Source organism: Micromonospora sp. CNZ286 (assembly GCF_014207755.1).
In genome coordinates, this window is sequence record NZ_JACHIZ010000001.1 from 1878156 (window position 1) to 1897400 (window position 19245).

Here is a 19245-nt window from a genome sequence, read left to right on the forward strand (position 1 = left end):
CCGGCATCACGCAAGTTCCCCCGATCCGCATCTGGCGTCTATCGTCGCGCCTTGACCTTCCCCTGACCGAAAGGTTCAGTCAGGTACGGGTAGAGCCGTGCCGGCCAGTCGGCGACGCGTGATGCCACCCGGGCCGTTTGTTAGGAGGGCTGTGATGACCGCGGCAGCAGATCGCACCGCAGAGGGCCGGGTGGCTGTTGAGCTTCGTTCGGTGCCGGACTGTCCGAACCTCGCGCCGGCTCGGCATGAGCTGCGCGCGGCCCTGGCCGACGTCGGTCTGCCCATCACGGGGGTCACCGAGGTCGTGGGCGACTATCCGTCTCCGTCGATCCTGGTCAACGGCGTGGACGTGATGGGCGCCACCGGCGACGGTTCAGCGGCCTGTCGCTTAGATATCCCCACTGGCGAGCGCATCCGCGCTGCCCTGCGCCAGGCGATAGGCGCCGGACCCGCTACCACCGCAAGGGAGCAGAGCCGGGTCGATTGCTGCCAGCAGCCGGGCAATGCGATCCGGACAGATCGGCCCCGCCGCGCCGAGCAGCTCCCCGACAGCCTCCAGCAGGTGCATCGAGCGATCCTGCATCACTTCGCCGCCACCGGAGCTGCCCCCACTGATGCCGACATCCGCGCTGCCGCCAGCGAGGCGGACCTGGACACCGCGAAGGCGCTGCGGGAACTTGCCCGGGAAGACCTTGTCGCCCTCGACAGCGGCGGGCGTCTGGTCGCGGCCTACCCGTTCTCCCCAACGCCGACGCCGCACCGGGTTTCATTCGGCGATGTCGAGGTGTACGCGATGTGCGCCATCGACGCGTTGGGCATGCCGTTCATGCTCGGCACCGACGCGACCATCACCTCCGCCGATCCGCACACCGGCCAACCGGTCCGCGTGACCATCACCAACGGTGCCGCCACCTTCCAGCCGGCCGAAGCGGTGATCGTGTACGCGGCCACCGGAGACGCCGGTCGCTCCGTGGACACCTGCTGCTCCACCATCAACTTCTTCACGAGCGCATCCGGCGCTCAGGCGTGGATCGACGCCCACCCCAGCCTGGCCGCCACGGTTCTCGACCAGGACCAGGCCGTCACCCTCGGCCGCGACATCTTCGAACCGCTGCTCGCCCCCCACACCGCCCTCGACCACCGCTTGGTCTGACGCCCGGTCGGCTATCGCCACCGTTAAAGCGGCTCACGGCCAGCGGCGCCGGCTGGCCGACCACGGGCAAAAACTGGTGTCCCTACTCCTAACCACGGTGTCGCCACCGATCCGACCAGCCCGGCACCGTGGATGAGGCAAGACCTTGCCGGCGTGGCCGACGCACCCGCGACCAGAGCGGACGCCCGTGCCGGCACCCGCAGGATTGGGCGCCGGCCTTCGCGGGTGCCGCTCAGCGGGCCTTCTTCGTCGCTCGCTTGCGGGGTGGCGTCAGCAGGTCGGCGATCGCCGCGATCGCGGGCGGCACGAGCCGGTAGTACGCCCAGACGCCGCGCTTTTCGCGTTCGAGCAGGCCGGCCTCGGTGAGGATCCGAAGGTGATGACTCACGGTCGGCTGGGAGAGACCGAGCGGCGCGGTGAGGTCACTCACGGACGCCTCGCCCTCCGGGGCGGACTGGATCAGACTGAGCAGTCGCAGCCGGGCCGGGTCGGCGAATGCCTTCAGCACTCCCGCGAGCCGCTCGGCATCGGCACGCTTGATCGGCTCGCCGGCCAGCGGCGAGACGGCAGGTGTAGCAGTTTTCGCAGTTGGCACGCCGTACATCGTTGCACCGACACCATCGATGCGCCGGTTGAACCAGTACCGGGTCACCGTCAGTTTGCGGGCAGGGAGCCGTGTTGACCTGTCCCGGCCGTGTCAGCGGCCGGATGAGCGAGTTGTCGGCCCCGCCCGAGGGGTGACTAGCGACGGGCAGCGCCGGCGGGTTGGTCAGGCGGTGGGGCCCAGTCCGGTGAGGAGCTTCTCCACCCGGGTGCGGATCTCGTCGCCGATCGGGCGGACCGCTTCGACGCCCTTGCCGGCGGGGTCTTCGAGATTCCAGTCCTCGTAGCGCTTGCCGGGAAAGACGGGCCGCCGCATGCCAGGGCACCCAGCCCCGTGGCGCGACCGGACCACACCCTGCGACGCATTGCGGCGCGTGCCGTGATGCGCGACCCCCGGTTCTGGATCCTCGTTGCCGCCCTGATCGCCCACGGTGCCGCCACCAGCGCCATCGGCGTCCCCGTGGTCGGTTACCTCATCAGCCGCGGCCACCCGGCCACCTTCGCCGCCACCCGGCCACCTTCGCCGCCACCGCCGCCGGCCTGCTCGGCGTTCTGTCTGTCACCGGACGACTCGTCCTCACCGGCGCCCGACGCCGCCTACCGGTCACCACGATCGTCGTCGCGGTGTTCGCGATCCATGCCGCCGCAGCCCTCGCCATGCCCCTCGCTGCCAGCACACGGATGGGGGCCGCAGTCGAAGAAGGAGGAGCGACGGTCGGGCCAGGAACCCTATCCTCCTAGGACGTCTTAGAAGGCGTGTTCCTGCCGCGGGCACGGAAATCCTCGCCCGCTCGCTGCCAAGTCCGGGCCAGTCACACCTCATCAGTGCATGACGTCACCTAGGCCAGCAATGCCGGGCGACCAGAGAAGCAGCGCCTGAACAGCGCACGTGAGCGCAGCGTGGATCGGAGCGTCGAGCCGGGGTCCAGCGTGCCTCCTATGGAGCGTGGCGGAGTGCTGATCGGCTGAGTCGCCTTCGTTGCAAGCTCTGCTGGTCCAGTCGATGTTCCGTCCACGGCGGACTCTTGGAGAAAACTGGAACTTGCTGGAACGCGTGGAAGCGGCTACGGTGTGTCCGTGGCTGAATCTCTCGACGATCTCGAGGCGCGCATCGACGAGCTGCGCACAGCCGTGCGTCGTGCCCTGATGGCCGGTGATCGGGCCGAGGCGCGGCGTCTGCGATCCGACCTTCGTCAGGCGGAGGTGCAGTGGGATGACGCGCTTCTGGCGATCGAACCGGAAAAGCTGGCTTCGCAACCGCGGACCGAGCCGCAGGACGCCGGGAACCTGCTGTCGATTCGTGACCAGGTCCACCAGGCCTTGACGTTCCTGGGCGTCCCGGCGGCGCCGAAGCTCATCGTCGCCCTGCACCAGGCGGTCTTCGCTGGAGCCTTGAACGGGCAGCAGCTGACGAGCCTTCGCCGAGACGAGGAAAGATCCTTCAAGACGGCGCCGTGGGCTCGGCCGTACTACTTGTGTGCGGCCCTGACCGCTGACCGGCTCTCGCCTGCCCGCGGTCTCCTGGCTGTCTCCACCTGGCCGCTTTCCACCCGTATCGTCGGGCCGCTGAGTCCCAGGGTTCACTTTCTGACCTCGGCGATCCGTATCGCCGAGCACCTGAGCCACCCGGACTGGGTGACTCTGCCCGCCCGGCGTCTGTTGTGGCAGTTCGCCGCCAACATCCCCGGCGGTGCCACCTCATTCGACACGACGAGGCCGGACGCCGTGCGGCGTGCGGCGCAGGCCGAGCTGGAAGTTCATCGTGACGCAGACCTGTCGCAGCGCGAAGCGGCAGCCCGGCGCGCCGTCGACCAGCTCGACGATCTTCACCAGCTGTTCGGCGCCGCTCTCAAGGTGGCGTCGCATGCTGCGAGCGACACCTGATCTTGAATCCGCACTTCCCACGCGAAGGAAGAGCACGTGAAAGAACTGACGGCGCGTCTTGACGCGCTGCGGGGGGACACTGAACCACAGAGCCTCGACGCCAGGGCTATCTCGTCGATTGTCGGCAACCCGGGCTGCGGCCGCCGGAATCTGCTGGATGCAGCCGGTATCGACAAGGACGAGCTGGCCCGAGCCATCCGGCACCCGATGTACGCCAAGCCGTCGCGGATGGTACTTGCCCGAGGCGCCCAGTTCGAAGCCCAGGTCAAGGCGAGTGGCGGTGCGCAGCTGCTGACGTTGCTGCGGGAGGACATCGGGCTATCCATTCCGGAAGCCGAACACGAGGACTTGAAGACCATCGGCGGCAACGAGGGCAAGCTAGCCCGGTACCGCAACACGGTTCAGCGGCTGACCGCTGTGGCCCGCTCGGCGCAGGATGGCGGGACGCTGTTCGACCACCCGTACTTGAAGATCACGGTCGCGGGTTACGACGTCTTCCTCGAGCCCGATCTGGTGGCTGTGAAGTCGGGCGGGAAGTTCTACATCGTCGAGGTCAAGTCGTTCTCGGTGATCGACGGCCAGGCGCCTGCGGCCGCGGTGGAAGGCGCAGAGTTGCAGGCTGCGGTCTACGTCTACGCCCTTCGGGAACTGCTTCGTTCCCACGGGTTCGACGAGGACCTGGTGGCGGACGAGGCGATCTTCGTGTGCCCGCAGAACTTTATCAACAAGCCGTTCGCGGCCCGGGTCAACGTCCGGAACCAGGTCGCGGCGGTCCGGCGGATGCTGATGCGGATGCATGACCTCGACACGATTCTGTCGAACCTGCCGGCAGGGTTGACGTTCGCTCTGCGTGGCCCGGCCGGTTCCCGCTCCGCCGAGGAGCTGAAGGCGGGCCTGCGTCTGGTGCCGGCACGCTACGCACCGTCGTGCCTGGACACCTGTGAGATGGCGCGGTTCTGCCGCTCCGAGGAACAAGGTTCCACGGCGGTGCTCGGCCGGCAGGTCCGTGAGGAGCTGGCGCTGGACACGATCGGTGAGGTCGTCGGTCTGGCTCGCGGTACGCGCCTTCCTGGCCTGGACCAGGTCGAACAAGCTGAGTTGCTGCGGCGGGCCCAACAGTATCGGGACGAGTTGCTCGGGAGCTTGATGTGAGCCTGCTGACGTCCCTGGCCCGCGCCCATGCCAGCGACCAGGCGGTGGCGCAGCGCCTGACGACTGTCCGGCATCTGCATGTGAGCAGTGAGCCGCTGGTGTTCGTGCCGTTGGCGATGGCGGGCGAGGCCCACGCCCCGCTCGCCGTCATGATTGGCACCAGCCCTGATACACCGGAGCTGTTGACGGTTGCGCAGCCCCGGAACCGTGACCAGCAGGTTGCCTTCGCCTATGAGCTGGCCAAGATCTTCGCCGCCTACATCACGCCGCGCACGAACCGGCGTCTTCCGGTGCGTGCCGGCGCGTCCGGCGTGCAGTACCGGTGCGCGGACGCACCGCAGGTCTGGGTGCCGAACCGTGCCGGCGTCGAGTTCATCCGGATCCTCGGGCGCTCCACCCGCTTGCGAAGGAGTACAGGCGAGTGGGCCGTGCCACGCAACATCCCGGTCATGGGTAAATGGCTGACGTTCCTCGCCGACCGTGCTGAATACGCCGGCTCCGCCATGCTGGTCGCGGCGACCGACGCGCTGACCCTGCATTGGGCAACCGGGCAGAGCACCGAGGAGGACCAGCATCTTCCCGCTGTACTCGGCTGGATCGCGCCGCCACCCGGGATGACCGGGCGGGATGCCGCGCGTGCCTGCGAAAATCCGTTGAAGGTACCGCCTGCCGGACCTGCCACGGATCCGTCGTTCGACAACGGCATCCTCGAGCCGCTGCTCGCCGCCTACCACCAGGCGGCGAGCCCGGCGGCGTCGCGCATCGCCGAGGACAAGATCCGCAAGGAGTTGCGAAAGCAGCTCGACGGCACCTGGCATCGGATGTGGCAGGCGATCACCCTGTTGCGTGACCCTAGTCTTCCGGCCGGTGCTCATGTCGGTGTTCGCTGGGAACGGGACCTTGACGCTTTCACGCAGGCCGCCGACTGGATCGCGACCAGCCCTGGGGCGCAGCCCAAACGTGACTCAGCGGTGTACGCCGCCCGGCGCCTGTACTGGTTGGAACGGGCCCAGCAGCAGTATGACGCGGAGCGCGCCTTCGACGACCCGATGGTGATGGCCGAGGCTCGGATGATCGGTGAGGCGTTCGTCGGTACCGTCATCGCCGCCGTCCCGAACCGGCGGGTCGGCAGGAGCCTGCGGCCGCTGATCACCGTATCGACCACCGACGCGATCAGCCTCGCCGCCGGCGAGAGCGGTCTGCGCCGGCCTGAGTTGCTGGACCAGAAGACCACGGTCGTCTCGGTGACTCGTGACGGCGACACGGTGATGGTCGAGCTGGAACTTCGCGAGGGCATGGGCAGCGGGCGTGAACCACGGCCCGGCACCGTCCCCGCCGTAGGGGACTCCGTGTGCTACAGCCTCTTCAAGGACGACTACCGCCGGGCGCCGACGCTGCCGCGCAAGGAGGACACCCCGTGGACTCATGGCGGCCCGCCCAAGCCTTACCTGCCGACGGAGCAGGATGCCCAGGAGCCGTGGTCATGACCGTCACCTATGTCCCGCCCACCGCGGTCCTCGACGTACTTCGGTTATTGACCGAGGGTCCGCAACCTGGCGTGGTGCTCAACTCACCCCCCGGAGCTGGCAAGAGCACCGCCGTCACCTACATGGCTCACCACCTGGCCCGGCACGGCGACCAGGTGCGCGTCGTCGCACAAACCAACTCCCAAGTCGACGATCTCGTCGCCAAGATCGCCGCCGTGGATCCGGGGATCACCGTCGGCCGATACACCGCCTACGGCTACCCGGTGCCGGCCACCCTCGCAGCCTCCAACATCCTGATTGCGAACCGGTTCCCCGATCTGCGTCAGGCAGCCATCGTGGTTGCCACCGCAGCGAAGTGGCTCGACCCCGTCATCACCGAGCGCGGGCCGTGGGCGATCATCGACGAGGCGTACCAGATGCGTTCGGACACCCTGTTGCGACTCGCTTCGACGTTCGAACGGGCTGCGTTCGTCGGCGACCCTGGGCAACTCGACCCGTTCTCCGTCGTCAACGTCGACCGATGGACCGGCCTGGCCTGGAGCCCGCTGCAGAGCGCGGTGGCCGCCATGCTCGCTAACAATCCGGACATCCCGGAACGGCAGCTGCCGCGCTCGTGGCGGCTTGCCCCTCACACCGCGATCCCGGTGTCGGACGCCTTCTATCCGTTCGCACCCTTCGAATCCGCGCCCGAACAGGGCGCGCGGGAGATGTGGCTGCCGACCCGCAGCCTCGGCAATAGCCCCGCTGACCGGGCGATCGAACATGCCGCAGCCAACGGCTGGGCCTTCTACCAACTGCCGCGCCGGCACACGGTGCGCACCGACGCTGAAGCGGTCGCCGCGGTCGTTGCGCTCGCTGTGCGTGTTCTCGAGCGCGGCACGATGCTCCGCGATGAACGCCACCCCGATGGTGCCAGGGTGACGGCAGACCGAGTGGCGATCGGTGTGGCACACCGCGACCAGATGGCTGCCATCAAAAGCGGGCTGGCCGAGACCGCTTATCCGAACATCCGCGTCGACACCGCGAACCGGCTGCAGGGCAGCGAGTACGACATCGTCATCGTGCTACATCCGCTGTCCGGCCGCCGCGACGCCACGGCGTTCCACCTCGAATCCGGGCGGCTGTGCGTCCTGACCTCACGGCACCGGCATGCCTGCATCGTGGTCGCCCGCGACGGCATCTCCGACCTGCTGGACGCCCACCCGTCCGCCGACCCCGTGCCCTTTAACACGCAACCGCGCTTTCCCAACGGCTGGGAAGCCAACCAGGCCCTGCTTGAGCATCTCATTGCCCACCGCATCCGGGCCCTCTGAGCTCACCCCTGGCACCGTTCTGGCCGGCCCTTGTCGGGTTCACAATGCCGGTCCTCCCACCGATCGCAGCCACTGACGACGAAGAGGTCGCACGTGAAAGTACTGCACACCTCCGACTGGCACCTCGGACGTACCACCTATGGCCACTCCCGGGCGAGCGACCACGAAGCGGTGCTCGCCGAGATCACCGAAATCGCTGCCGCCACCCGCCCCGACCTGATTCTCAACACGGGTGACTTGTTCGACATGCAGCGGCCACCGCTGCACTCGCTCAAACTGGCCACCAGCACGCTGCACAACCTCGCCGAGATCGCTCCAGTCGTGGTCGTCTGCGGCAACCACGACTCGGCTGCATACCTGCACTGGCTGCACGACCTGCTCAGCCGGTCCGCGCCGATCCACTTCGTCACCAGCCACGACAACGCCGTCGGTGAAGTCCTGCGGTTACCAGCCGGCGAGCAGGCGATTCACGTCGCCGCACTGCCGTTCATCAGCGCCAACCGCATCGTCAACGTCTTCGACGAACCCGGCCAGCGGCGCATCACCTACGCCGGACACATCGCCGGCTTGCAGCAGCGCCTCATGCGCGAGCTCAGAGACGGGTTCGACGCGTCCCGCGACGTGAGCGTGTTTGCCGCACATCAGTACATCGCCGGCGCCATCCCGTCGCGGACCGAGAACCCCAGCCACACCTGCGACTTCTACGCCACCGATCCACAGCACCTGCCGGTGGTCACCTACGCGGCGTTCGGTCACATCCACAAACCGCAGCCACTGCCGACCACCAGCGTAACGGGCTGCTACGCAGGCTCACCCCTGCAGCTTGACTTCGGTGAGGTCGGCGAGGACAAGAGCGTCGTCGTCGCGACGCTGCAGCCCGGCCAAGGCGCCGTCCTTGAACGAATTCCGCTAAAGCGCGGCCGCCGGCTGCACTACATCACCGGAACGCTCGACGAGATCCGCACCACGGCGGCCTCCGTGACCACGGACATCTGCCTGGTTACGGTCAACACCGAAAACCACATCGACAACCTGGCCGGCCAGATCCGCGGCCTGCTGCCTGAGGCCACCATCGCCGATCTACGGGAGAACGCCGCCGACCGCAGGCTCGAACTGCTCGCCCCTGTCGACGACGCCACCGACGTCGACACCACGACGTTGTTCAGCGAATACCTCGCCACCCGCGGTGTCCAAGGCGTCTCGGCGCAACAGGTTCTTCAGCTTTTCAGCACCCTGCTGCCGCACGCCAGCGAACACGAACCACCCGAGCTGCCGGAAGAGCAGCTACTGGCGGCCGACCCCGAGATCGCCTTCCCGCTGCCGGCAACCAGCACGGCCACCATCGGAGGGGCGGCATGAGACCACAGACATTGACCTTCTGCGGCCTGGGCACGTACACCGCGAAGCAGACCATTGACTTCACCGATAAGCGCTTCATCGCGATAGTCGGCGACACCGGCGCCGGGAAATCGACGATTCTGGAAGCGATCTGCTACGCCCTCTACAACCGATGCACCTACGCTGCCACCGCATCCCCGTTGATCGCCGACGGCGGTGACGGCACCCTCGCCGTCGAACTCACGTTCACCGTCGGCAGCCGCCGATGGCAGGTATCACGGTCCGTCAGCCGGCACACCGCCACGTCAGTGCACCGGCTGACCTGCCTCGACACCGGCGCCCTAACCACCGGGGCCAGGCAGGTCACCGCAGAGATCCGGCGGATTGTCGGGCTCGACTGCGACACCTTTCTACGTGCCGTGGTCCTGCCCCAAGGCCGCTTCCAGGAACTGCTGCGCATGAGCGACCGTGACCGAGGCAAAGTCCTCGACTCCGTCCTCGGTCTCGAGCAACTGGGCCAGGTCCGCGAGCACGCCCGAACCCTTCAGGCGCGGCTCAAGGACCGGCTCAACGAGTACCAGCTGCACCGCAGGAGGTTCCTCGACGACCCGGCCGCGGCGCTGGCCGCCGCGGCCGAACAGCACAGCGTGCAGCAGCAGGGCCTGGAACATCTCCAGAATGCTCGGGCCGCCATCGCTGATGCGCGTGCCGAACAGCGACGAGCCGCCGGGGCGGCCAGCACGCTGACCCAGCTGAAGGAATCCCTGGCGGCCGCAGTTCCTGCCGGCGCCGCCGACCAGCTACACGCCTTGGCGTTGCAGGCTCAAACGCTCAACGGCCAGCGCGCCGACATCAACCAACTGACCCACCAACTGCAGATCGAGCAAGACCTCCTGCAAGGTCAGCTCACACAGGCCGAGCAGTACGGCGGGAATGTGGCCGGCACCGCCACGACGATCAACACTCTGAAATACCTCGCCGAACAGCTACCCCAGCAGCGGAAACGCCACCGGCAGTTTACGGAGAACGCCGCAGCCCTTGCCGTCGAGCAGCTCCGGCTACAAGGCGTGCAACAGAGCCTGGCCGATCTTGAGCCAGCCGTCGCGGCGGCCAACAAGACGCATGCAGACGCGGAAACGGCGTTCAAACGAGCCCAGGATCGGCAGCACAAGGCCGTCGAACGACTGAGGATCTGGCGCGGAGCCGCCGCAGACCTAGAGAAGGCACGCGCAGAACTCGCCACGACGGAAGAGGCTCTCGGCACCGCCATAGCCAAGGCAAGAGAAGCGGCGGGTATCGCAGAAGAGGCCGAGCACAACCGGAGCGAGAGCGAACAAACGCACCGCGCGCTGCTGAAGGCGAACGCCGCAGCGCACGCCGCCGCGGACCTCGAACCCGGCGCGGCATGCCTCATCTGTACTCGTCCCCTGCCTGCCGACTTCACGGCACCGATCGCACCCGACCTCACCGCCGCCGACGACGCCCACAAGAAAGCCCGAGTCCGGGCGGAGAAGACGGGTCGGGCGGCCGCCGTAGCGGCCGCCCGGGTGGAAACCCTGGAACGAGACAACCTGCCTGCCGCGCAGCAGAGCGTGACCACAGCCGAGAGCCTGCTCAGTGAAGCGCTGATCAGCCTCCAGGAAGTCGTTGGAGACGCCGACCTGTCGGGAACCGACGAGCAGATCCTCAAACTGGTCACCGATGACGCTGCCAAAGCGCAGCAAGACGTCGAGCGCGCCGGAAAGATTCGCGACGACACCCGCGATACCGCGACCGCCGCCAGAACCGAATTCGTCACCCTCTCAGAGGCCCACGCCAAGCGCATGTCTGCCCATCAGGAGCAGGAACGCGACAACGTCGCCTTGCGCCAATCGATCGACGAGGCGGCCAGCCGCCTACCCGCCCGCTTCACTCTCGCCACACCCCTGGACGTCGCGGAAGTCCAGCAACAGAAGGCAGCAGCCGAAGCCCATCAGCGACTCCTTCAGGAGCTGGCCGGCCGACGGACCGGCGCCGAACAAGCGCTCGCCGGCCTGCGCTCGCGGAGCGCGGCGCTGGAGACGACCTACGCCAAGAAAATCACCAAGCCGGCGGCGACGCTGCGAGACAAGCTCTTGACCCTGGCGCAGCGGGTTAACGACGCCGCAGGGGCATTCGGACTCGAAGAACCGGCGGCCGCGCCCGCCGCGCACGTAGACCTGGACACGCAGGCGCACTGGGCTGCTGATCTTCTCGCTCAGGCAAAGGAACTCCTCGGCATCTGCGCCGCAAAAATCGACGAACAGCAGCGTGCCGAGAAGGCTGCCGGAGAGGCCATCGGCCTTGCCTGCCATACGGCTGGTGCCGCCGGCGAAGAAGACCTCGAGCAGCAATACCTTGCCGCCCACGGTACGGTCCAGAACCTGAAAAGACAGATCGAGCGCGCCCGGGAGGAACTCCCCGTGGTGAACGCGTTGCAGGAGCGGATTGATGCTGCGGCTGGCACAGTCGATGTTCTTGCGCAACTGTCGGTAGTGCTGGCCGAGGGCAAGTTCATCGCTGACGCTGTCAGCCGGCGCCTCCAAGCGCTGCTTCGCCAGGCAAGCGAGATCCTGCTCTCGATCTCCGGTGGCCGCTACAGGTTCGCGGCCGACTTCCGGATCATCGATATGGACACCATGGCTGCCCGAGATGTTAAGACGCTCTCCGGCGGCGAAACCTTCCTCGCCAGCCTCGCCCTGGCGCTCGCCGTAGTCGAACTCGCCAGCCGTGCGACCGGCCACGTCGAAGCGCTCTTCCTCGACGAGGGCTTCGGCACCCTTGACACCACCTTCCTGCGCGATGCCCTCAATACGCTGACCGACCACAGCACAACCGGCCGGCTGGTCACGGTGATCAGCCACATGCGTTCCATCACCGAGAACGCTGAACATGTACTAGTCGTGGAGAAGTCCCTGACAACTAGTCACGCCCACTGGGCCGACGCCTCGGAACGAGAGAGGATCATCAACGATGACCTTGGTCGTGGCCTGCTTGAATAGGCTGACAGGGCGCCAAGCTGGCCACGCAAAGGCTCCAGACCGAGATGATGCGCGAGTACCACGGTTGCGGGCGTGGCCTCTCGTGGCGACGCGGCAGTGTGATCTGGCTGAGCGGGGGAGGACTGTGTTGTCGATGGCAATGCACAATCCTCCGTTGACCCGGAGCGTACTGGTAGTAACCCCCGCGTGCGGTCAGCTACGCCGGCCACGGCGGTCCCGGGCACATGCCGTCGATCAGCCGAGGCCTGAGGACGCAGCTCCAAGCGGCTCGCGGCCGGCGAGAACCTTAACCGCCGAGGCCACCGGCATCCCGGAGGCGCCGACGATCACTTCAGCCCGCCCCGGCACCCGATCCAAGGGGGGCAACGGAGGCACCAACTGGTGACCGAGATCGCAGAGCTGCCATTTGAGGAGCACGCTGCTGATTCTGCCGTGCTTGCGCTGTACCGGCAGGTGTTCGCCGTTCTGGCCCGTGACGCGAACCAGATGGTCGACGACCCGGCGCTCGTCCGCGTCGACGAGCTGATCCTGAACGCATTCGCGTCCGCGGGCCCGGCCGGCTTGACGGTGGAGCAGGTGATCGCTGCGTTCGGAGACACCTCGCCCGTCGCGGTCCGGCGCCGGTTCGAGGTGCTGCGCTCCTATCGTGCGATTACCAAAGTCAACGAGCGACCGAACGAGATGTTCTACCAGGCGGCGTTCGCGCCGTACGTGATGCTGCTGTTCCTGCGCCGGCTGGCGCAGACCGGCGGCCTCGGCGAGCTGCACCAGATGCTGTCGATCGCCCGCCTCTCGATCGAGGACGCCGATACCACCCTCGAGCAGGCCCAAGCGCAGCTGCAGGACCTGGCGAACGTGTTCCGGCTGCTGGCGAACCCCATCATGCAGATGGCGAAGTCCGGGACGGTCGAATCGTTGCGAAGCTCGGCGCAGCCGATGCTCGGCAACAGCGAACTCATCGACAAGGCGACCGTCTTCCACAACCTGGCGACGGAGAAGTGGCCGCAGCTGTTGCCAGAGTGCACGCAGCTGCGGATGGCGTTGGCCGCGTATCGGGACGCGGTGAACGCCGCGGCGCGGCGACTGATCGACCGGGCCGGCCGAACCCGGGCGTTGGGGCTGTTGCCAGCGGAGAAGTGGCGCAGCTTCGCCCGCGACGCCACCGGCGACGAGCTTGCGGCCGCGCTGGACGGGTTGCTGTTCGACGCGCCGAATCCGCACTTCACCGTTGACGACCTGCTCGACGCGGTCGAAGAAGGGTTGCGGACCGACACGGGGCGGACACCGCCGCCTCGGCCGCGGATTGACGATGAACCAGGCCCTGAACAGGTCGGTGCCGATATGGAGGCGGAACTGCTTGCCACTCGGGCGGAGGAGCTGCTGGCCGGCCGCGACGAGGTCACCGTCGCCGAGCTGTTGGACACTGCCGGGGATTGGGCGGCCAGCCGTCGGGTGCTGTCGGACTTGACCGCGATCGGCTTGCGACCCGAGCTGCCTTACCTGCTGACCTGGGGGGACGGGCTGCGGATCAACGTGGTCGGAGACCTGACCTGGATCACCGACGGCTGGTTCAGGCGCCGGACACCGGCGGAGGCGCCGGCGTGAACGAACACGACACCGCACTGTGGTGGGCGAAGATCCGCTCCGGCGGCCCGCAACAGGCACCCGCGGGCAGCCCATCCCCAGCAGGGATGCGGCGCCTGGTCGAGCCGGACGCCCAGTCAGTGTGGTTCCTGCCGAACCTGCCGCCAAGTGCTGCGCCGGAGGTCCTCGCCGAGTACCGACAGGAACCGGCGACGCTACAGGATTCGGCCGGCACGCTACGAGTGTTCGCCGCCTGCCTGCGCTGCTGCTGGCCGGACCCGGGCACCGACTTGTGGCCGGGCCAGCCGGCCGATCTTACTGACGTCGACCAGGTGCTACAGCAGCTGACCCCGGGCCGGGACCGGGCCAGCCGGCGCAAGCTGCTGTCCGCCAGCCTGCGCCGGCTGGAAGCGTCCCGGTGGGTGCTGCAGACGGCCGACCGGGTCCGGCTGGGGCCTCGCGTCACCGGGTGGGGGTCGCTGGAGCTGTCCACGCTCCGGGAACTGTGGCGGATGATCCCCGACCCCCAGCCGAAGTCTGACCCAGGCGGAGGGGAGGCGCCGTGAACCGCAACCAGAACCCGCTGTTCGACTCCGTCCTTGCGACCCTGACCGACCGGCAGCGCGAACACGTCGAAGCGGCGTACGCCCTGCTGGAGCACAGCCGCGAACCCGTCCACCGGCAGGAACTGCACGCGTTGCAGGACCCGACCAGCCGGGACCGACTCGAGCAACTGCTGCGCCACACCGGCCGGGTCCTCGTCCAGGTCGACGGGCTGCGGTTCACCTCCGGATATGACGACACAGTTGCCGCGCAGCTCACCGCCGCCGGCTGGCAGCCACTGACCACCGTCGAGCGAGCCGTGCTCGCTCTCGTGCTCATCTACTCGGTCGCGATCGCCCGCAGCGAGGAACGCCTCGCTCCCGACACCTGGACGAGCCCGTACCCGACCACCGAGGCCGACATCCTGAAGGCCAGCAAACTCCCGGCGGTCGCCGCAAAAGCCGCAGCGAGCAAACTCGTCGCCGCCGGGCTGCTCACCCGGGTCCGCGACCGCGCCGACGCCGAAGGTGGATACGTGCCCGGCCCGCAACTGTTGCGCCTGACCCCGGCCGCTCGGGCCCGGCTGCAGGAACAGTTGATCCTCGCCGCCGCCCCGAACCATCCGCTCGCCGCCGCAATCCGTGAACGCCGCAACCGCACCGCCAGCAGGGAGAACATTCGTTGACCGCAGCAGGTAACCCCGTCGACGACGGCGCCACCGACATCGTCGGACCGCGGGTCCTCGCCGGCATCCAAATGATCAATATCTCCCGGCTGTCGACCCACCCGGTCCCGATCACCTCCCGCGGCCTGATCACCATCGCCGGCCAAGGACCGTCGGACTCCAACGGCGCTGGAAAGTCGTCGTTCATCGCCGGCCTCAGCCTGCTGCACGCCGACGAGCAGTGGCGGCTGCAATCCGGCGCGCAGGCAGCCGCCGAACTGCTGTTCACCGCCGAACTCGCCGGGCAGGAAGTCGTCCACGCGAACGCCGACCACGGCTACATCGTCGGCGTGTTCGTCCCGCCCACCGCCCGGGCGCTCGCCGAACTTGAGGCGGACGTGCTGACGGTGTGGCTGCGGATCAACCGGCAGGCGCCCCACGTCGAACTGCGATGGAAGCCGCAGCTGCACGTCGCGTACGGTGCCAGCGAAAACGACCGGGCCGGCAGCGCCGACGGCTTGTGGGACGAGTTACCGCGCAGCAACGGTCGTACCGACATCCGGGCGAACAAACTCGCCCGCACCCTGTATGGGCAGACCGTGCGATGCGTGTCGTTCCTGTCCACGTCGGTGCGAGCCAGCCCTACAGCGAACCTGCTGGCCCAGCCACTGAACGAGCTGACCCCGGAGCGGATTTTCGATGCGATCGGTGCGCTGACCGGCCTGACCCGCGAGATCGACGACGAACAGGCGGCCCGGCAGAATCAGTACCAAGCCGCGCTCGCCGCGAACACCGCGAAGGAAGAGTACGAGCGGTGGGACGAGCGGGTCACCGTCACCGAAGACATGATCCGGGCCCGCGAAGCAGCCCGTACGGTAAAGGCCGACGCGCTCGACAGTTGGCGGTCGCGGTGCGCCCGCTACCTCGTCGACGGTGTCGCCACGGACGCGGAGCTGCGGCATGACATCACTCAGCTCGAAGCCAAACGCAAAGAGCTCCAAGCAGCCATCGACGCTGCCGACGTCAAAGTCGGTCAACTTACTGACGACAAGGCGTTCGACGAGAGCTACCGGCAGCGGGTGAAGGCGTACAACGACATCGACGCCGAGGTGAACAGTCTACGGAAAGAACAGACCGGTTACGTCGCCCAGGTCGAGCTCCTCACCACACGTAGCCGCGCTTTGCGGGAGAAGGCGGTCGTCGCGGACGGTCGGACCGTCGCCCAGGCCGAGCATGAGCTCCGCGACGCCAACGCCGCGGTCGACCGCGCGCAACGCCGCAAAGGCATCACCGAACAAGCCGTCAAGGACGCACGTAAGGCGCTGGCCGCCGCAGAACGCGGCGAGGACGTCGCGGTCGCCCAGGTGCAGGCGCTGCGCGCGGCTGGCTTCACCGAGGCCGTCCCGCTTGTCGACGTGGTCAGTCTCACCGACGAGCAGCGCCCTGTCTGGGAAGCACGGCTGCTGCCGTATCGGCATGCGGTCGTCGTCACCGATGCGACTGCCGCCCAGGCGGCGCTCACCGACGTCCCCGGCTCGCTGCTCGTCGAAGCTGACCCGGACGGATTCGCGGGTGGCCCAGACCTGCCAGCGGCGGCGAACGCGGTGGTGACCGTGGCCCGGTTCCTGACCGCTCTGCGGGACCGTGCCGGCACCGGTGGACTGATCGACACGGCCGCCGGGGTGCATGGTATTGCTGGGTACGCAGAAGCCATGACCGGCCGCGCCGGCCGGATTCAGGCTGCCCGTGACGCCCTCACCGCCGCGTCCGCTGACGACGGTGAGGCGGACGACAGCGTTCGGGACGCGCAGCGGGCCAAGAAGCGTGCTGATGGGCGGGTCGAGGGAGCCAAGGCGGCGCTCGAGGCCGACGAGATCGACTCCCAGGTCGGGAAGTTACGGAAGAAGAACGCGAAGATCGATGAGGAGCTGGACGAACTCGCTGCCCCACATGCCCATGCGAAGAAGGCTTACCTGACGGCGCTTTCGGAGAAGAGCGGCCGCAACGAGCGGATCGCCGCCGCGAAAGCGGAGAAGGAACGGTTGAGCCGGGACCTGCAGCAGAACCAGGATCAGTGGCAGGCGAAAATCGACGCGCGGGCGGAGTTGGACCTGCCACGTCGGCAGGAAGCGTGGGCGGGCACCTTCGCGTCCGCGGAACAGCACCTGCTCACCCTCACCGAAACGGAGCAGAAACGCGGTGTCGCCGAATGGGACGACCTGTGTGCAGGGCAGACCGACCGGCTGCAGCAGGCGTGTTTCCCGCCGGGCACCCCGGACGAGCAGCTGCCGGAGGAGCTGAAAGTCGTCGACCAGCAGCGCCGCGACCGCCGGCTCAGCGCCTACATCCGGCTCATCCCGCAGGTACTGCGGATCATCGGCCAGCACCTCGACGACCTTGAAAGCATCGACCGGCAGCAACTCGACGAGATCAGCGCCGAACGGGAACGACTCACCGGGACGCTGCAGAGCGCCGAAGACCACCTGAGGGAGGCCCAACTCGCGGCGACCGCAGTGCGAGCCACCCTCGCGAAGGCCATCAAAGCCAAGCTGAAGCAGGTTTCTGACGAGTTCGACGCCCTCGACCAGGCGTATGGCGGGTACGGCGGCGCCCTCGACTTCCCCGAACCAGAACCACCAGCAGACCCGCAGAAGCCTTGGCAGTGGGCGAGCACCCCACGGTGGCGACGCGGCGAAGGGAAACCACTGTCGTCGTACCAGCTGCGCGGCAACACCGCCCAGATGGACGACAAAGCCGTCAAACTCGTCTGCGCGGCCGCGCTTGCCGGCTCGCAGGACCGGCCGCTGCTGCTCGTCCTCGACGAACTCGGACGCAACCTCGGCTCTGCGCACCGCCGTGACGCGGTCGCCCTGTTCGAGAACATCGGCCGGGACCGGGCGATCAGCGTCGTCGGCGCCCTGCAGGACGACATGGAACGGTACGCCGTCGGCTCCTCCAGCCTGTACATCAAGCTACGGCGAACCTCGGACGCATACGCCTACAACCAGGCACCCGTCGTCGTCGGCAGCGAGTCCGAAACAGCCCGCGTCGAGCTGCTCAGCATGTGGATGACCTCCTACCGCGGGGAGACACAAGCGTGACGATCCCAGGCGGCTCCGCATCCGACAACGCCGTCCCGGACGCAGAACCGGATCGTGAAATCGTGCTGACCTGGATCACTGACTATCCCGGACTGGTCGTGTACGCGCCGCTACCAGCCAGTGGCCGGTATCCACGCGACCGGAACGGCGACCCGTACTACCGCAGCGTGCGGCTGCGGGCCGAAAACCCCGGTCAGCCGCCGCGCCGGCCCGCCGGCCTGCTTTCCGACACCGACTGGGCGTGGATGACCCGCAGCGAACACGCCTGGCGGCAGGTCGCCGACAAGTTCGGCGCCCAAGCCGAGACGATCGTGTTCGCCCTCGCCCGGGCCGCGTGCGTCACCATCGGCTACGACCTGAAAGGCAGCCGGCCAGCACCGAGTCCGAAGCGGGTGTACCCGCACCCCGACCTCTCTGCCGCAGAGAAGTACCGCCGCGCAGTCCGCCGCGACCAGCGGTCCACCCTGCAGTCCCGCGCCGCCGAACTCGCCGCCGACCTGCGCGATGAATGGCCCGGCGTCGCCCAAGCCCTGCACACCACCGAACACCCGGACCGGCTCGGCTGGGCAGTCACCGCCGCAACCGATCTGACCGCCGGCGTCGTCCACAACTCCGTCCGCGCCTTCGTGCAAACCCACGCGGGAAGCACCAAAGCCCGCGATGACGTTCAGCGGCTGCTGACCGAGCTCGGATTCGAACCCGACGCCCTCGCTGCACTCGGCCTATCCCGCAGCCCATACATCGGCATCGGCGGCCCGGTCCGGCTGCAGGTCTCAGATGCCGTCATCGATCTTTCCCCGCTGCCTGGCCCGCATGACATCCGGCTCAGCCCTCAGCACACGATCTCCATCGACATACGCCGCGGGACGGGGCCGCTTCTGATCATCGAAAACCGGCAGGCCGCCGAAACGCTATGCGATATCGACGCGGGCGTGCCGGTCATTTGGTGCCACGGCCAGCCACCAGAGCCCGTCCTCAACCTGATTGCCGAAGCAGCAGTGCAGGCCTCGTCAACACTGATCTGCACCGACGCCGACCTTGGCGGAGTGCGTATCGCCGCGAGAATCCACGACCACCTCGCCGCAGAGTTGACAGTCCACGTCATCGACGTCGGCGCTGCACGGCACCAACCCGGCCGGGCTTTCTCCGCTCACAGCCGGGCACATCTGGAACCGTTCGCGACCCGGAACGATCAGATCGGAGCCTTTGCCCGCAACTGCCTGGATCGTGGCTACGCCATCGAACAGGAGGCGACCGTGAAAGCAGCGCTGACCGAAGCACTGGATCGGATTCGACGAAACTGACGGCGGCGCAGCCCGCAGTGCAGTCACTCGATGCGAATCGATCGACGACGGCACGAAGCCACTCGCCCACTCGCTCCACACCCACAACATCCTGCCGCA

At 67.8% G+C, this 19245-nt stretch carries 14 protein-coding genes; 12 read left to right on the plus strand and 2 right to left on the minus strand.

Annotated features, from left to right (window positions below; translation table 11 throughout):
- Positions 1 to 154: 154 nt before the first annotated feature.
- Positions 155 to 1153 carry an alkylmercury lyase family protein gene (locus FHX31_RS08690; protein WP_176921740.1) on the plus strand — a complete coding sequence of 333 codons (999 nt, stop codon included), beginning with the start codon at positions 155 to 157 and terminating at the stop codon, positions 1151 to 1153.
- A gap of 232 nt (positions 1154 to 1385) precedes the next feature.
- Here FHX31_RS08690 and FHX31_RS08695 read toward each other — a convergent pair whose 3' ends face one another.
- Together FHX31_RS08695 and FHX31_RS32580 are read right to left on the minus strand one after the other, a co-directional pair.
- A complete protein-coding gene (locus FHX31_RS08695; protein WP_404803112.1) occupies positions 1386 to 1748 on the minus strand; it encodes an ArsR/SmtB family transcription factor in 363 nt (120 codons plus the stop codon).
- Between the two features lie 174 nt (positions 1749 to 1922).
- Complete coding sequence (locus FHX31_RS32580; protein ID WP_225319483.1) at positions 1923 to 2246, minus strand: low molecular weight phosphatase family protein; 324 nt, start codon at positions 2244 to 2246, stop codon at positions 1923 to 1925.
- Positions 2247 to 2833: 587 nt separating this feature from the next.
- Between FHX31_RS32580 and FHX31_RS08705 the strand changes: the two genes are divergently transcribed.
- From FHX31_RS08705 to FHX31_RS08755, 11 genes are all read left to right on the plus strand, one after another.
- The gene (locus FHX31_RS08705; protein ID WP_071099062.1) at positions 2834 to 3640 is read left to right on the plus strand and encodes a hypothetical protein; all 807 of its coding nucleotides are present in this window, start codon (positions 2834 to 2836) and stop codon (positions 3638 to 3640) included.
- A 36-nt stretch (positions 3641 to 3676) separates the two neighbouring features.
- The gene (locus FHX31_RS08710) at positions 3677 to 4792 is read left to right on the plus strand and encodes a hypothetical protein (protein WP_225319484.1); all 1116 of its coding nucleotides are present in this window, start codon (positions 3677 to 3679) and stop codon (positions 4790 to 4792) included.
- Positions 4789 to 6279 (plus strand): hypothetical protein, encoded by a 1491-nt coding sequence (locus FHX31_RS08715; protein ID WP_046566794.1) that lies wholly within the window; start codon positions 4789 to 4791, stop codon positions 6277 to 6279. The genes FHX31_RS08710 and FHX31_RS08715 overlap by 4 nt, the downstream gene beginning before the upstream one ends.
- The gene (locus tag FHX31_RS08720) at positions 6276 to 7592 is read left to right on the plus strand and encodes an AAA family ATPase (RefSeq protein WP_071099063.1); all 1317 of its coding nucleotides are present in this window, start codon (positions 6276 to 6278) and stop codon (positions 7590 to 7592) included. The genes FHX31_RS08715 and FHX31_RS08720 overlap by 4 nt, the downstream gene beginning before the upstream one ends.
- 93 nt (positions 7593 to 7685) lie before the next feature.
- Positions 7686 to 8951 carry a metallophosphoesterase family protein gene (locus FHX31_RS08725; RefSeq protein ID WP_071098612.1) on the plus strand — a complete coding sequence of 422 codons (1266 nt, stop codon included), beginning with the start codon at positions 7686 to 7688 and terminating at the stop codon, positions 8949 to 8951.
- Positions 8948 to 11950, plus strand: coding sequence for an AAA family ATPase (locus FHX31_RS08730; protein WP_083395344.1), 3003 nt, complete (start codon positions 8948 to 8950; stop codon positions 11948 to 11950). Before FHX31_RS08725 ends, FHX31_RS08730 begins: the two co-directional genes overlap by 4 nt.
- 381 nt (positions 11951 to 12331) lie before the next feature.
- Positions 12332 to 13555, plus strand: a complete 1224-nt coding sequence (locus FHX31_RS08735; protein WP_047890770.1) for a hypothetical protein — start codon at positions 12332 to 12334, stop codon at positions 13553 to 13555.
- Positions 13552 to 14100, plus strand: coding sequence for a hypothetical protein (locus FHX31_RS08740; RefSeq protein WP_047890771.1), 549 nt, complete (start codon positions 13552 to 13554; stop codon positions 14098 to 14100). The genes FHX31_RS08735 and FHX31_RS08740 overlap by 4 nt, the downstream gene beginning before the upstream one ends.
- Positions 14097 to 14762 carry a hypothetical protein gene (locus FHX31_RS08745; protein ID WP_047890772.1) on the plus strand — a complete coding sequence of 222 codons (666 nt, stop codon included), beginning with the start codon at positions 14097 to 14099 and terminating at the stop codon, positions 14760 to 14762. The genes FHX31_RS08740 and FHX31_RS08745 overlap by 4 nt, the downstream gene beginning before the upstream one ends.
- Positions 14759 to 17842, plus strand: a complete 3084-nt coding sequence (locus tag FHX31_RS08750) for a coiled-coil domain-containing protein (RefSeq protein WP_071098615.1) — start codon at positions 14759 to 14761, stop codon at positions 17840 to 17842. Before FHX31_RS08745 ends, FHX31_RS08750 begins: the two co-directional genes overlap by 4 nt.
- Entirely contained in the window at positions 17839 to 19146 is a 1308-nt protein-coding gene (locus FHX31_RS08755; protein WP_235437322.1) for a DUF2399 domain-containing protein, read from the plus strand. Before FHX31_RS08750 ends, FHX31_RS08755 begins: the two co-directional genes overlap by 4 nt.
- Positions 19147 to 19245 lie beyond the last annotated feature (99 nt).